The following is a 13,859-nucleotide window of genomic DNA, read 5'->3' as shown; positions in this document are numbered from 1 at the left end:
GCCAGAAAGACCGGAGTCTATGGATGCCGAGCGCCGTTGTCGATCTGACCGGGCAACCGGCGGCGGCGGTGCCACAGCAACCCGCCCAGCAGCGCCAGCACTCCCGCGCCACTCAGTGCGACCACCCACCACAGCCATCCGGAGCCGGTACGCGCCGGGCCGCTGGCCGCCGCCGGACGCGGCGCACCGGGCGCGGCCAGCGCGGACGGCACGGCCGACGGCGTGGCGGTCAACTCGCCCGGCTCGACCAGGCGGCCGACGCTGGCGTCACGCGGCAGCGAGAAGCCCCAGTCCAGCAGGGCCGCCCCCTGCTCCCAGCCACGCGTCGGGGCCGGCTCGGCGCCCAGCAGCGTCACCACCAACCGACGGCCGTCCCGTTCCGCCGCACCGACGTAGGTGTGCCGTGCCAGGTCGGTGAAGCCCGTCTTGCCGCCCAACGCGCCCGGGTACCGGTAGATGAGCTGGTTCTCGTTCTGGATCTGGAAACCCTTGGTGCGCTGCGCCGGCTGGGCCGGAATCGTCGCCTGCCGGGTGAGCGCGTACCGCCGGAAGGTCGGCTGGGCGAAGCAGGCCCGGGCGATGAGCGCCAGGTCGTACGCGCTTGTGAACTGGCCCCTGCCGTCCAGGCCGGACGGTGTGACGGCGTGCGTCTGGAGCGCGCCGAGGTGGTGCGCCTGCTCGTTCATGGCGCGGACTCCCCCGGCCGCTCCGTCGGGCCCGCCGCCGAGGCGGGCCAGCGCGTTCGCCGCCTCGTTTCCGGAGTTGAGCAGCAGCCCCAGCCAGATCGTCTCGATCGTGTAGCGGCCGCCCTCGACCAGGCCCACGGCGGAGGAGCCGGGCTCGATGTTCATGTCCGCCTCTGTCACGGTCACCGTCTGGGCGGGGTCGAGCCGGGGCATCATCGTGGCCGCCAGCAGCAGCTTCTGGACGCTGGCCGGGGTGCCGTACTCGTGCGGGCCGCAGCCCCCGAGCACCTGGCCGGAGTCCAGGTCCGCGACGATCCACGACGTGGCGGTGATCGCCGGTGGCGCGCCCGCGCCGGCCGGCACGACCAGACCGCCGGTGGCCAGCGCGGCACCGCCGACCACCCGCGCCTGCGCCACGGCGGGCGGGGGCGAGGGCCGTGGCGGGCGGGACACCGCCGGCGCCGCCACCCGTGGGCACCGCACGGCCCGCGCGGCGGCGCTGCCCGGCGTGGCGGTGACCCCCGTGCCGGTGCTGCCCCCCGGGGCGGTGGCCTCCGGGGCGGCGGTCGGCGTGGGGGCTGCCGCGGCGGCCGGGACCGGCGCGGGAGCGAGCAGGACGGCGGACGCCGTGACCGCCAGCAGCGCAGCTCTCATGTGCCCGACCCTAGTCAACAAGATCGCCCGGTGGGAGCGGTTGTCGGCTGGACCATCCGGCGGCGGCCCGCTCCACCAGGTAGTCGTGCAGCGCGGCGCTGCCCCGCAACCGGCGCAGGCTGCGGGCGTGCAGGTCCTGCTCACGGCGGGCCAGCTCGGCGCGCACCCGCTGGGCGCTGCCCGTGGTGCGCAACTCGTCCAGCACCGCCTCGATGATCTCGAACGGGTAGGCGCCCCGGCGCAGGAGCGCGACGACCTGCGCGGCACGCAACTCGGTCTCGTCGTACACCCGGTAGTTGGTGCCGGGCGCGCGGCCCGGCCGCAGCAGGTCGCGCGCCTCCCACAGGCGCAGCTGCGAGGTCCGGACCCCGACCAGGGCTGCGACCTCGCCGATGCGGGCGCCGCGGCGCGGCGCCGGCCGGGTCGCCGGCGGGTCGGCCAGCACGGTCGCGAAGGCGCCGAGCACGCGGCGGATGTCGGCGCGTTCCCGGTCCAGTTCGGCATGGCCGCCGTCGAGCGCCGCCAGGGCCGCCGGCACGTCACCCCGGTGCACCGCCGCCATGATCTCCCGGGTACGGCCCCAGCCGTGCCCCTCGGCCAGCCGCCGGGCCACGGTCAGCGCGCGGGCGTGCGCGGTCGTGAAGATCCGGTAGCCGCTCTCGGTGCGCCGCACCGGTGGCAGCACGCCCTCGTCGACGTAGTTGCGGACCTGCTGCACCGAGATCCCGACGGTGGCGGCGAGGTCCACGGCCCGCAGGCGATCGTTCGGCACGGCGTCCACGCCGCCACCGTACCGGTTGACACGTGATTTGAGACTTTCCTACTTCTTTCGCCGCGGCCTCCGCTGCACTTTCGGCAAAAGGCTCTACGGAAGGACGAATGAGACAATGTAATCCACCAGTCCGGCGGGAGACCTCCCGCCACGACCTCGTGAAGGGTTCGCATGTCGCAGCCAACAAGGTCCGCCGCCGACAGCCACGACATGATCGAGGTACGCGGTGCGCGGGAGAACAACCTCGCCGCCGTCTCGGTCGACATCCCCAAGCGCCGGTTGACCGTCTTCACGGGCGTCTCCGGCTCCGGCAAGTCGTCGCTCGTCTTCGGCACCATCGCCGCCGAGTCCCAGCGCCTGATCAACGAGACCTACAGCGCGTTCCTCCAGTCGTTCATGCCGAACCTCAACCGGCCGGACGTCGACTCGCTGCGTAACCTCGGCGCCGCCATCGTCGTCGACCAGGAGCGGATGGGCGTCAACTCCCGCTCCACAGTCGGCACGGCCACCGACGCGTACGCCATGCTGCGGATCCTCTTCAGCCGCCTCGGTGAGCCGTCGGTCGGCGGCGCCGGCGCGTTCAGCTTCAACCTGCCCGAGGGCATGTGCCTCACCTGCGAAGGGCTGGGCCGCGTCTCCGACCTCGACGTCAACGAGCTGGTGGACGTCGAGCGCTCGCTCAACGACGGCGCGATCACCGTGCCCAACTTCGCTGTCGACTCCTGGTACTGGCAGACCATCGTCGGCTCCGGGCTGTTCGACCCGGACGTCAAACTGCAGGACTACACGCCACAGCAGTGGGAGGACTTCCTCCACAAGCCGGCCACGAAGATCAAAATGGGCAGCAACAACTGGACGTACGAGGGCCTGGCGGTCAAGGTCAAGCGGCTCTACCTGGCCAAGGACCGCGATTCGATGCAAGCGCACATCCGCGCCTTCGTCGACCGGGCGGTCACCTTCACCACCTGCCCCACCTGCGACGGCACCCGGCTCAACGCCGCGGCCCTGTCGTCGCTGATCGCCGGACGCAGCATCGCCCAGTGCTCCGCCATGCAGATCAGCGACCTGGCCGCGTTCGTGCGGAGCATCGACGACCCCGGGGTGGCGCCGCTTGTCGGCAACCTGCGTGACCTGCTCGACTCGCTTGTGGAGATCGGGTTGGGCTACCTCAGCCTGGACCGGGAGTCCGCGACCCTCTCCGGCGGCGAGGCGCAGCGGGTGAAGATGGTCCGGCACCTCGGCTCCAGCCTCTCCGACGTCACGTACGTCTTCGACGAGCCCACCGTCGGCCTGCACCCGCACGACATCGCCCGGATGAACGACCTGCTGCTGCGCCTGCGCGACAAGGGCAACACAGTCCTGGTGGTGGAGCACAAACCGGAGACCATCGCCATCGCCGACCACGTCGTCGACCTGGGGCCGGGCGCGGGCAGCGCCGGCGGGCAGATCTGCTTCACCGGTGACGTCCCCGGCCTGCGCCGCTCCGACACGCTCACCGGGCGGCACCTGGACCACCGGGTGACACTGCGCGACGAGGTACGCCCACCGACCGGCCAGCTCACCATCCGCCACGCCGACCTGCACAACCTGCGCGACGTGGACGTGGACATCCCGCTCGGCGTCCTCACCGTGGTCACCGGCGTGGCCGGCTCCGGCAAGAGCTCACTGATCCACGGCTCGCTGCGCGGCCGGTCCGGTGTGGTGATCGTGGACCAGTCCCCGATCCGCGGGTCGCGACGCAGCAACCCGGCCACCTACAGCGGGCTGCTCGACCCGATCCGTACCGCCTTCGCCAAGGCCAACGGCGTCAAGGCGGCGCTGTTCAGCGCGAACTCCGAGGGCGCCTGCCCGGCCTGCAAGGGCATCGGGCTGATCTACACGGACCTGGCCATGATGGCCGGCGTGGCGAGCGTCTGCGAGCGGTGCGAGGGGCGGCGGTTCACCGACGAGGTCCTCACGTACACGCTGCGCGGCAGGAACATCGGCGAGGTGCTGGCCATGTCGGTCACCGAGGCGTACGAGTACTTCCCGCACGCCATCCTCCGCCGGCTGGTCGACGTCGGGCTCGGCTACCTCAGCCTCGGCCAGCCACTGACCACCCTGTCCGGCGGGGAGCGGCAACGACTCAAGCTCGCCATCCACCTGGCGGAGAAGCGCAGCACGTACGTCCTCGACGAGCCCACCACCGGCCTGCACCTGGCCGACGTGGACCAGCTGCTGGCCCTGCTGGACCGCATGGTCGACGCCGGCAACACGGTCATCGTCATCGAGCACCACCAGGCCGTGATGGCCCACGCCGACTGGCTCATCGACCTGGGCCCGGGCGCCGGGCACGACGGCGGGCGCGTCGTCTTCACCGGCACTCCGGCCGACCTGGTCGCCCACGGGGACACCCTCACCGCCACCCACCTGCGCGAGTACGTCCACCGGCCAGCGGCGCCGCCCCGGGGTTGAGGGGTCGGCGGAGGCGGTCGCCGCGGACTCGACCGCCCGACGTCCGCCGGTGTGAGGCGTACTTGCCGGCGGACGCGGCGGCGTGGCGGGGCAGCCGCGAGGCGGCGTGCGGTGGCCGGTGGTCAGGCGACGTGGCGCAGCCAGCGCCGCTGCCAGGGTGTCTCGACCGCCTTCGGGTGGTAGCCCGCCCGGACAAAGCTCACCGCCCGCTCGGCCGGCAGGCCGTCGAGGATCGCCAGCGCCGCCAACGCCGTTCCCGTCCGGCCGACCCCGCCCCGGCACGCCACCTCGACGCGTTCGCCGTCGTGTGCCCTCCGCAGCGCCGCGCGCAACGCGTCGAGTGCGTCCGCCCGGTCGAGCGGCACCCAGAAGTCAGGCCACCTGATCCGCCGATGCGGCCAGGCCGGATCCGGGCACGGCGCCAACAGCAGCGCGAAGTCGGCCGGTGAGGCGGTCGCCGCTACACGGCGTCCGCGCACCAACGCCCCGCTGGGCAGTACGAGCAACCCCGACTGCTCCGACCAGTTCCCAGCGACAGTCACCGGGCCATTGTGCCGCGACCACGGGCCGGTCATCGTGCCCGGTCGGCACAGACAGCGCCGCCCCCGGCCGGTTGGGCCGAGGGCGGCGCTGGTGTCGGTGCGCAGGTCGCCTCTCGGCGAGTGGCGCGACGCGGCTCCAGCCGAACGGTATTCCGCGAAGGCATTGAGGTGAGGCCCGGGGACACTGGATCACACCGACACAGCTTCACAACCAGCCAACCCCTCCCGATGTTCCCGCCCCGCTCAGATCTTGGACAGTTTCCGATGGCGGCGGGGTATGCCGATGGCCGGCACCCCCGCGTTCGGGATGCCGGCCAGTCGGTCGGGTCATGCGGTGGGTCAGCTGTTCCAGTACTGGCCGACCAGGTCAGCGGCCTGCTGCTCCCACTGGGCGTACGCGTCCGGGTACGCCGACACCTGCACGGTCTGCGCGGCCTCGGTCAGCGGCATGTCCTGCCAGCCGTCGACCTGACGCAGGCCCTTGAGGAACGCGGTCGTCGAGTACTCCGGGTTGGTGATCTGCTCCGGCGTACCCCAACCACTGGACGGACGCTGCTGGAACAGACCCAGCGAATCGTGGTCGTTCATGTCGCCGAGGTGACCCAGGTTCTCCAGCTTCGACTCCTGCAGGCTCGTCGCGATCGAGATGACCGCGGCCCGCTCGGGCAGGCCGGCCTTCTTCGTGGCGGCGATGATCGCCTTGGCGTTGGCCGTCTGCTCGTCGTTCAGGTCGATGTGCGACTGGTCGCCCTGGGTGCCGTGCGGGATCAGCTTGCTCGTGTCGGGCTTGTCGGCCTGCACCACGGCCACCGGCCGGGCGTCCGTGCTCGGGGCGGCGACATGGGCGATCGGGCCGGCGAAGACACCACCGGCGAACGCGAGGCCGGCAACCGACAGCATGCTCTTACGGAAGATCGTGTTCATGGGGGTAGCTCCTTCGGGGGTAGGAACACCCGCATCACCAGGGGGGCGGTGGCGCGGGTGTGAGCACCTCGTCCGGCGCTGCACAAGAAGGGGGAAAGTGGCGGCCAGCGAGCCGAGGCTTGCGGCGCCTGGGGGCCCGGCGAGCGAAGAGCTCGTGGCGCCGGGACCGTGTGTAACGACCACCGGAGCGGGGTCATTCCCGGGCTCCAGCAGCCGTATCCGGCGGCGGGCCCACTGTCGTTCGGGGGTCTGCAACGACCCGGCCGGGCCTGTCATTCCCACCCTCATGAACGGGGGCTGGGGCCCGTGGTCCTGCGATCGTCAGGGGGTGTAACGACTCCCGGCCGGCCATGATTCCGGCCCGGGGATGCACCAGGTCACATACCAAACCGCCTGGAACCCGACAATACGCCCCAGGCCCGTCACCCCTGAGGGGCGAACCGGGCCACCAGGTGGCGATCCCCGCCGCCTGGTCGATACCGGATGACCCGAGCGACCGGACACGCCGACCCCGCGAGCCGGTGCCGAGCCCCGGGAGCGATCCGATTCCGAGCCCCGGGAGCGATCCGGCGCCGCGCCCTAGGAGGGGGTGCCCAGATAGCGCAGGACCGCGAGGATGCGGCGGCTGTAACCGGTCGTGTGGGCGAGGCCGAGCTTGTCGAAGATGGCGTTGACGTGCTTCTCCACGGCACTCTGCGACACGTGCAACCGCTCGGCCACAGCGGAGTTCGTGTACCCCTGGGCCATCTCGTGCAGGACGTCCCGTTCACGCGGGGTGAGTCGGCCGAACGGGTCGGGTCGATCCGTTCCGGCCACCACCTGACGGACCACCTCCGGGTCGAGCGCGGTGCCGTTCGCGGCGACCCGGTCGAGGGCGTCGAGGAAGTCGTCCACCTGCGCGACCCGGTCCTTGAGCAGGTAGCCGACTCCTTCCGGACGGTCCGCTAACAGCCGGGCGGCGTAGCGCCGCTCGACGTACTGCGACAGCACGAGGACGCCCGTGTCGGGCCAGCGTCGGCGGATCTCCAGCGCGGCACGCAACCCGTCATCGGTGTGGGTGGGCGGCATCCGGACGTCGGTGACGACCACGTCGGGACGGGACCGGCCGACCGCCTCGACGAGTTCGTCAGCGGTGCCGACCGCCTCGGCCACCTCGTGGTCCTCCTCGATGAGCAGCCGCGTGAGGCCTTCCCGCAGCAGCGTCGAGTCTTCGGCGAGAACTAGCCGCACGGCAGCTCCGCGAGCACTGTGGTCGGGCCGCCGGCCGGGCTCGTCACGGCCAGCCGGCCGTCCAGCGCGGCGACCCGGCGGGCCAGCCCGGACAGGCCGTGCCCGGTGAGATCCGCGCCGCCGACGCCGTCGTCGTGCACGCACATCCGGACCCACCCCTCCCGTACGCCGATCTCGACCGTGACCAGGGTAGCGGCGGCGTGTTTCGCGGCGTTGGTGAGCGCCTCGCAGGCCACGAAGTAGAGCACCGTCTCGATCTGCCGTTCGGGGCGCTGCGGCAGGTCGCAGCGGATCCGCACCGGCACCTCGGAGCGGCGGGCGACCATCGCCAGCACCTCGCCCAGGTCGCTGCCGTCCAACGCGGACGGGTAGACCCGCCACGCCACCTCGCGCAACTCCTCGACGGCCCGCTGCACGTCCTCGTGGGCCTGGGCGACCAGGGCTTTGGCGCGGTCGCTGTCGTGGGCGCGGCGGGCCCGGCCGAGCAGCATGCCGAGGGCGACCAGCCGCTGCTGGAGGCCGTCGTGCAGGTCGCGTTCGATGCGCTGCCGTTCGGCGTCGACCGCCGCGATGACCGCCGCCCGGCTGGTGGTCAGCTCCTGCACCCGCCGGGTCAGCTCCGCCCGGCTCCCCGGACGCAGCAGCCGCCGAGCCAGCCGGACGTCCAGAGCGGCGATGCTGGCGAGGGCCTGAATGTTGAGCAGGAGCAGCACCGCCCCGACGGCGACCTGGGACAGCGCGTCGAGGATGCTCAGCTCGCCTCGTACCGCCGCGCGCAGCACGATCCCGGCCAGCACCAGCCCGATGCCCAGCACGGCGTACGCCAGCAGGCCGAGCGTGCCGGGCAGCAGCCGGGCGGCCAGGTAACCGACCTGCCGCCGCGTCGCCACCTCGGGCGACGGCGACGGCGCGGCGAGCAGACCGGCGAGGCGGCGACGTTCCAGGGCTACGAGCTGTCCCGCGTACCGTCCGGTCAGGTCGGTGACCCGGCGGCTGGCCGCGGGCGCGAGCGCGGACACGGCGAGCGCGACCGCCGCGACGGTCAGGAAGCCGAGCTCGACGGCGGCCATCGCGCTCCCGGCGGCGACCCCGACCGGCAGCCGCAGCCGAGCCCACCACCGGCGGGTGCGCCGCTCCCCTGCCATGCCGCTCCCCTCGCTCGGTCAGCGTTCGTCCGAGGCCCAGGAGCCGCCCCGGTAGAGGGTGCCCCGACCGTCCGGGTCGGGCATCCCCGACGCCTGCGCACCGGGCCGGGAGGGACCGGCGGGGTCGGCGGGGTCGGGGTTTCGCGCGGCGCGGCGGGCCCGCAGCACCCGCGACCCGACGAACCAGGCGACGGCCGCGACGCAGGCGACGATCACGACGTTCTGGAGTGTGCCGACGTAGCCCTCGACGAGGTGCCAGTTGTCGCCGAGCAGGTAGCCGGCGAGCACGAAGGTGGTGTTCCAGATCAGACTGCCCAGCGTCGTGTAGAGCAGGAAGGTCCGCACCGGCATGCGCTCCACCCCGGCCGGGATGGAGATCAGGCTCCGGAAGATCGGGATCATCCGACCGAAGAACACCGCCTTCACGCCGTGCCGCAGGAACCACGCCTCGGTCCGGTCCACGTCGCTGAGCTTCACCAGCGGCAGTCGGGCGACGATGCCGCGCATCCGCTCCCGGCCCAGGGACGCGCCGATCAGGTAGAGCGCCAGCGCGCCCAGCACCGAGCCCAGCGTGGTCCAGAAGATCGCGCCGACCAGGCTCATCCGACCCTGCGCGGCCACGAACCCGGCCAGCGGCAGGATGACCTCGCTGGGGATCGGCGGGAACAGGTTCTCCAGCGCCACCGCCAGACCGGCGCCCGGCCCGCCGAGCCGTTCCACCAGATCGCTGACGTAGCCGACGATCCCGCCCTCGGGCGGTTCGGCCGCGGCGACGGGGGTTCCGCTGGCGAGGACGGCGTGCGACGTTCGAATCATGTCCCCACGCTACGAACCGATCCTGAGAATCGACCATGAGGCGAACCGCCCGGTCCCGCGGGTCGCCCCCACCGGCGGGGGTGCGGAAAACCGCACCCCGCTGCGGCTCGCGGTGGCGCAGCCGCCGTGCGTACCCCTGGATGTCGCGCAGAACGCGCGGGCGCACGCCGACGCGGTCCGCGCGGCGCGCGCCCGGGTGGTGGTCTTCCCGGAGCTGTCACTGACGGGGTACGAGTGGGACGGCCCGGCCGTGCCGGTGGACGACAGCCGGTTGACGCCGCTGGTGCGGGCGTGCGCCGAGGAGGGCACGCTGGCGCTGGTCGGCGCGCCGGTGGCCGGTGACCACATCCGCCCGGGTCGGCACGGCGCCGGGCGAGGTGACCCCGACGACCATCCACTGAACGCGCCGCTGTGGACGGCCGGCACACGCGGGCCCCGGGGAGCGCCGACGTGTCGTACCACTGCGGCAGGATCGGACCATGAGCGCGATCCCCTCCCGACTGTCGGTGGTCACCCTGGGCGTCCGCGACATGGGCCTGCTGCGGTCGTTCTACCGATCCCTGGGCTGGCCGGAGCTGCCGACGAGCGACGACGGCTGGTCGGCGTTCCTGCTCGGTGGCGTTCTGCTCGCCCTCTTTCCGCTGCCGGAGTTGGCCGCCGAGGCGGCGCCCGGCGTGCCCGAGCCCGTCGGCGGCTGGTCCGGTGTGACTCTGGCCTGCAACGTCGACAGCCGAGCGGAGGTCGACACGGCCTTCGCCGCGGCCGTCGCGGCGGGGGCGACGGTGGTGGCGGAGCCGACCGACAGGCCCTGGGGTGGGCGCTCGGGCTACGTCGCCGACCCCGAGGGCAACCGTTGGGAGATCGCCTGGGCGGGCACGGCCGTCTTCGACGAGCGCGGCGCTCTCGTGTCCTTCGGTTGAGCGTGCCGTGGTTGCTCGTGGGCGAGGGCCTTTGAGATGCTTCGGTCCATGGCCGTTTTCCCGCCGACGTTCGCCGCCGATGTCGTCGAACGGCCGGCCCGGGCGCAGTTCGAGGCGTTCATCGACGAGCACCGCGCAGCGCTCAACGGCTGCCTGGACGGGCTGACCGAGGAGCAGGCACGCCGCTCCCTGGTGCCGTCGCGGACGACCCTGCTGGGTCTGGTGAAGCACGCGACGTTCGTCGAGAAGGTGTGGTTCGACGAGGCCGTGACGGGTCGGTCGCGCACCGAGATCGGTCTCCCGGCGACGCCTGACGAGTCGTTCGTCCTCGACGACGGCGACACCATCGACAGCATCCGGTCGGCCCATCGGGAGGCGTGCGAGGCGTCCCGCCGCGCGACGACTTCCCTGGGCCTCGATGACGTGCTGCGCGGTAACCGGCGCGGTCCGTTGCCGCTGCGCTGGGTCTACCTGCACGTGCTGCGCGAGCTGGCCCAGCACTGTGGGCACGCGGAGATCCTTCGCGAGCAGATCCTGAGCGACTGACGCGCACGGCGTTACTGGATCACGCTCTGGCCACCCCGGTGGTGTCCCCGAAGCGGCGCAGGGTCCAGCGCGCCGGCGGCCAACCGCCGGTGTCGTGGTCGGTGACCCATTCGGTGATCGAGGCGGGCGCCACGTCCAGGTCGAACGCCCGGAAGATCGGCTGCGCGGCGAGGGCGTGGAAGGCGCCCTCGACGGTCTCGCTGTGGCCGACCAGGACCACTGTTTCGCCCCGGTGCCGGTGCGCGATCTCCATGATCGCGCGGCTGACGCGTACCACCAGTTCGGCCCAGCTCTCGTTGCCGTCCTCGAACGGCCGGAACACGCCCCCACCGGCCACCGCGTGTTCCGTCCGGAAGCGGGCGACCGCCATCCCGTCGGCGTACGGCGGGGTGTGCCACGTGCACAGACCGCAGTCCGCGAGGGGGCGGATGCCGAACGCCGCGGCGATGGGCTGCGCGGTCTCGACGGCACGGCGCAGCACGGACGAGTACACCGCGGCCGGTGGCTCGGCGGCGTAGTCGTCGGCGAGCCGCCGGGCCAACCGCTGTGCCTGGTCGTGGCCGAGCGCGGTCAGGCCGGTGCAGCCGTGCGGGCCACCCACGACTCCGTCGACCTGGTGGACCGACTCGCCGTGCCGCACGAAGATCAGCCGTGTTCGCATCGGCCCATCATGCCAGCGACGCGGGCGGATGGATCACCGTCCGTACGGCCGGTGGCGAAGATCGCGGTCAGTCGGCGTCCAGCACCTCGCGCAGCCGTACGGCGAACTCCTCGGGCTTGCCCGCGTAACCGTATTCCCCGCCGAGGAAGCCGCCGTGGTGACTCGGGAACACCACGGCCTCCTGGCCGAGCAGCGCCGCCGTGCCGAGGGCAGTACGCGCGGTGTACGTGCCCGTCGACTCCTCCCCGACCGCGATCACGATCCGGGTCGACGCCGCGGTGAGCACGCTCGCGTCGGGGCGGTAGTCGGTGACCGCCCACGAGTTCTTCGACAGCAGCGGGTCGTCGCGGCTGCCGTCGTCCTCGGTGGGCATGCCGACGGATGCCGGGTCGGGCGCGGGCTGGGCGAAGTAGGCGTCGGTGAACTCGCCCTGCCACGACGTCATCGCGATGAACGCGGCCATGCCGGCCCCGAAGCCCTTCGCCTCGTACGCCTCGTTGAAGCCGGCCCGCGCGCGCTCGGCGGCGGCGGCATCGGGGAGCACCGCGTTGATCGGCGGTTCGTGGGCCACGAGCGTGGCGACGTCATCGGGGTGGGTGGCGACGAGTTCGAGGGCTGTCACCGCGCCGCCGCTGCTGGCGAAGATGTCCACCGGGCCGACGCCGAGCGCGTCGACAAGCAGGTGCAGGTCGGCCGCCTGCTGCTGGGGAGTGTTGTCGGACCGGCCGTCGGTGCGGGTGCTGCGCCCGAGGCCGCGCGGGTCGTAGGTGACGACTGTGCGGTCCGTGACGTGCGTGGCGAGCGCGTGGAAGCCCTCCGCCGTCATCGGTTGGGCGATCATGAGCAGCACCCGATGCCCGTCGGAGGGGGGCAGCGGTCCGCGAACGTCGTAGACCAGATCGACGCCGGGTACGGCGAGGGTGTGCGTCTGCGGTGTCGTCATCCGGTGAGACTACGACCGACGGTGGCCGGTGAGCGACCGCGCCATGCGCTCAGTCGTCGGCGCGGTCGGTGGACAGCTCACCGGCGTGGCTGAGCAGGGCGTCGAGTTGGTCGCCCGTCTGCCGTGGCAACCGGCCACGGTCCACCAACTCGCCGATGGTGTCCCGCAGGTCGGCGATGCGCCGGTTGCGGTCCTTGGAGCGCCGGTTCACGTCCGCGAGGTCGTCGCGGAGGTCCTCGGCGGTCCTCCGGTCGACGTCGCCGCGGGCCACAGCCGCGGCGAGCACCTCCCCGAACTGGTCGCTCACCTGGCGGAAGCTGACCGGCACCTGCTGCCCGACGGTCGAGGGGGCGGGGCCGCTGGTGGCCGGCGGAGACGTGGAGGCCGACGCCGTCGGCTGCGGTGACCGGGTGCTGGGCGCGGGTGCCGGGGCAGAGGCCGACGGCGGGGAGGCGGTCGGCGCGGAGCCGGAGGTGTCGGGATTGCCGTGGCCCTGGGTGAGCAGCGCGCCGAGGCCGACCAGCACCGCGAGACCGGCCGCCACGAGGAGGGCGAGGGGCCGGCGCGGTCGGCGGCGGGCCGGCGGGGCCGCGACCGGCGCCGGGCGGGCGACGGCTGAGCGGTCGATCAGGGTCGGCGGGTGGGCCGCCGAGGCCGGCGGCAGGATGCGCAGCAGCTCGGTGGGCGGCTCGACCGGTTGGCCGGCACCGAAGCGGCGGGCCAGCTGCGCGGCGCTCGGCCGGCGGGCCGGGTCGGCGGCGAGGCAGGCGAGGGCCAGTTCGGCGATGTCGGCGGGCAGGCCGTCCACCCGCAGCGGCGGCACCGGAGTGCCCCGCCGGTGCACCTCCAGCGCGTCCTCCCAGCTCTGGATGGGCAGGGGCGCCTGGCCGGTGAGCGTGCGGTAGAGCAGCGCGCCGAGGGCGTACACGTCGCTGGCCGGGTCGGGCGGGCCGGCGGCGAGGCGCTCGGGGGCGAAGTACGCGGGAGTGCCCATCAACGGCTCGCCGGACTGGCTGTCGAGACCGCCGAGCGCGGCGATGCCGAAGTCGAGGACCTTGGCGCCGGTGTCGGTCAACATGACGTTGCCCGGCTTGACGTCGCGGTGCACCACCCCGATGCGGTGCGCGGCGGCCAGCGCGGCGGCGATGTGCCCGGCCACGCGGACCGCCTCCGGCCAGGGCAGTGGGCCACCACGCAGCCGGTCGGCAAGGTTGTGCCCCTCGACCAGCTCCATCACCAGGTACGGGACGACGACACCGCCGGCCAGGGTCGCCTCGGCGTAGTCGTACACCTGGGTGACGTGTGGATGGGTCAGCCGGGCGGCCGCGCGGGCCTCACGCTGGATGGTGGCCCGCAGTTGCGGGTCGGCGGCGAGTTGCCCGGCGAGCACCTTGATCGCGACCGGGCGGCCGAGCACCTCGTCGTCGGCCCGCCACACCTCGGACATGCCACCGAGACCGATCCGCTCGTGCAGCACGTAGCGGTCGTGGAGGCGGAGGGTGGGCGTGAAGGGTGACATGGCCTCACCAGTCTGCCTGGCGAGTTGCCGGTCGACCACCCTGCGTG

At 73.0% G+C, this 13,859-nt stretch carries 13 protein-coding genes and 1 pseudogene; 4 read left to right on the top strand and 10 right to left on the bottom strand.

Translation table 11 applies throughout. The features are described from left to right. Positions 1-17 precede the first annotated feature (17 nt). Positions 18-1,340, bottom strand: coding sequence for a D-alanyl-D-alanine carboxypeptidase family protein (locus tag ACLQ26_RS26935; protein ID WP_425747115.1), 1,323 nt, complete (start codon positions 1,338-1,340; stop codon positions 18-20). 10 nt (positions 1,341-1,350) lie between these two features. Continuing rightward, on the bottom strand, positions 1,351-2,121 hold the full coding sequence (locus tag ACLQ26_RS26930) for a MerR family transcriptional regulator (RefSeq protein ID WP_425747114.1): 771 nt from the start codon (positions 2,119-2,121) through the stop codon (positions 1,351-1,353). A 162-nt stretch (positions 2,122-2,283) separates the two neighbouring features. Here ACLQ26_RS26930 and ACLQ26_RS26925 point away from each other — a divergent pair, with 162 nt between their 5' ends. Then, positions 2,284-4,566 carry an ATP-binding cassette domain-containing protein gene (locus ACLQ26_RS26925; protein WP_425747113.1) on the top strand — a complete coding sequence of 761 codons (2,283 nt, stop codon included), beginning with the start codon at positions 2,284-2,286 and terminating at the stop codon, positions 4,564-4,566. A 122-nt stretch (positions 4,567-4,688) separates the two neighbouring features. On the opposite strand, the gene ACLQ26_RS26920 is transcribed toward ACLQ26_RS26925, so the two are convergent. The 5 genes from ACLQ26_RS26920 to ACLQ26_RS26900 all read right to left on the bottom strand — a co-directional run bounded on the left by ACLQ26_RS26920 (position 4,689) and on the right by ACLQ26_RS26900 (position 9,223). Then, positions 4,689-5,108, bottom strand: coding sequence for a protein-tyrosine phosphatase family protein (locus tag ACLQ26_RS26920; protein ID WP_425747112.1), 420 nt, complete (start codon positions 5,106-5,108; stop codon positions 4,689-4,691). A 339-nt stretch (positions 5,109-5,447) separates the two neighbouring features. After that, complete coding sequence (locus ACLQ26_RS26915) at positions 5,448-6,032, bottom strand: hypothetical protein (RefSeq protein WP_425747111.1); 585 nt, start codon at positions 6,030-6,032, stop codon at positions 5,448-5,450. Between the two features lie 579 nt (positions 6,033-6,611). Then, positions 6,612-7,262: a response regulator gene (locus tag ACLQ26_RS26910; protein ID WP_425747110.1), complete on the bottom strand. Its 651-nt coding sequence runs from the start codon at positions 7,260-7,262 to the stop codon at positions 6,612-6,614. Then, positions 7,253-8,407 carry a sensor histidine kinase gene (locus tag ACLQ26_RS26905; RefSeq protein WP_425747109.1) on the bottom strand — a complete coding sequence of 385 codons (1,155 nt, stop codon included), beginning with the start codon at positions 8,405-8,407 and terminating at the stop codon, positions 7,253-7,255. Before ACLQ26_RS26905 ends, ACLQ26_RS26910 begins: the two co-directional genes overlap by 10 nt. A gap of 18 nt (positions 8,408-8,425) precedes the next feature. Further along, positions 8,426-9,223: a DedA family protein gene (locus ACLQ26_RS26900; RefSeq protein ID WP_425747108.1), complete on the bottom strand. Its 798-nt coding sequence runs from the start codon at positions 9,221-9,223 to the stop codon at positions 8,426-8,428. 100 nt (positions 9,224-9,323) lie between these two features. Here ACLQ26_RS26900 and ACLQ26_RS26895 point away from each other — a divergent pair. The 3 genes and pseudogenes from ACLQ26_RS26895 to ACLQ26_RS26885 all read left to right on the top strand — a co-directional run. Then, a pseudogene (locus ACLQ26_RS26895) lies at positions 9,324-9,572 on the top strand (nitrilase-related carbon-nitrogen hydrolase); the annotation flags it as partial. 130 nt (positions 9,573-9,702) lie between these two features. Continuing rightward, positions 9,703-10,143, top strand: coding sequence for a VOC family protein (locus ACLQ26_RS26890; RefSeq protein ID WP_425747107.1), 441 nt, complete (start codon positions 9,703-9,705; stop codon positions 10,141-10,143). Positions 10,144-10,191: 48 nt separating this feature from the next. Next, complete coding sequence (locus ACLQ26_RS26885; protein WP_425747106.1) at positions 10,192-10,689, top strand: DinB family protein; 498 nt, start codon at positions 10,192-10,194, stop codon at positions 10,687-10,689. Positions 10,690-10,708: 19 nt separating this feature from the next. Here the strand turns inward: ACLQ26_RS26885 and ACLQ26_RS26880 are convergent, their stop codons facing one another. From ACLQ26_RS26880 to ACLQ26_RS26870, 3 genes are all read right to left on the bottom strand, one after another. Continuing rightward, on the bottom strand, positions 10,709-11,350 hold the full coding sequence (locus ACLQ26_RS26880) for a histidine phosphatase family protein (protein ID WP_425747105.1): 642 nt from the start codon (positions 11,348-11,350) through the stop codon (positions 10,709-10,711). Between the two features lie 67 nt (positions 11,351-11,417). Next, on the bottom strand, positions 11,418-12,293 hold the full coding sequence (locus ACLQ26_RS26875) for an alpha/beta fold hydrolase (protein ID WP_425747104.1): 876 nt from the start codon (positions 12,291-12,293) through the stop codon (positions 11,418-11,420). A 49-nt stretch (positions 12,294-12,342) separates the two neighbouring features. Continuing rightward, positions 12,343-13,812, bottom strand: a complete 1,470-nt coding sequence (locus tag ACLQ26_RS26870; protein ID WP_425747103.1) for a protein kinase domain-containing protein — start codon at positions 13,810-13,812, stop codon at positions 12,343-12,345. Positions 13,813-13,859: the final 47 nt, after the last annotated feature.

The sequence above is a fragment of the Micromonospora sp. DT43 genome (assembly GCF_049841645.1).
Lineage (GTDB): Bacteria > Actinomycetota > Actinomycetes > Mycobacteriales > Micromonosporaceae > Micromonospora.
Note: the sequence above shows the minus strand (reverse complement) of the source record. Positions and strands in the feature narration are given on the sequence as shown.

Bases quoted from the DNA above. Each gene is read 5' to 3' on its own strand.
- ACLQ26_RS26935 (WP_425747115.1), bottom strand. From the start codon at position 1,340: ATGAGAGCTGCGCTGCTGGCGGTCACGGCGTCCGCCGTCCTGCTCGCT.
- ACLQ26_RS26925 (WP_425747113.1), top strand. From the start codon at position 2,284: ATGTCGCAGCCAACAAGGTCCGCCGCCGACAGCCACGACATGATCGAG.
- ACLQ26_RS26915 (WP_425747111.1), bottom strand. From the start codon at position 6,032: ATGAACACGATCTTCCGTAAGAGCATGCTGTCGGTTGCCGGCCTCGCG.
- ACLQ26_RS26905 (WP_425747109.1), bottom strand. From the start codon at position 8,407: ATGGCAGGGGAGCGGCGCACCCGCCGGTGGTGGGCTCGGCTGCGGCTG.
- ACLQ26_RS26900 (WP_425747108.1), bottom strand. From the start codon at position 9,223: ATGATTCGAACGTCGCACGCCGTCCTCGCCAGCGGAACCCCCGTCGCC.
- ACLQ26_RS26890 (WP_425747107.1), top strand. From the start codon at position 9,703: ATGAGCGCGATCCCCTCCCGACTGTCGGTGGTCACCCTGGGCGTCCGC.
- ACLQ26_RS26885 (WP_425747106.1), top strand. From the start codon at position 10,192: ATGGCCGTTTTCCCGCCGACGTTCGCCGCCGATGTCGTCGAACGGCCG.
- ACLQ26_RS26880 (WP_425747105.1), bottom strand. From the start codon at position 11,350: ATGCGAACACGGCTGATCTTCGTGCGGCACGGCGAGTCGGTCCACCAG.
- ACLQ26_RS26875 (WP_425747104.1), bottom strand. From the start codon at position 12,293: ATGACGACACCGCAGACGCACACCCTCGCCGTACCCGGCGTCGATCTG.
- ACLQ26_RS26870 (WP_425747103.1), bottom strand. From the start codon at position 13,812: ATGTCACCCTTCACGCCCACCCTCCGCCTCCACGACCGCTACGTGCTG.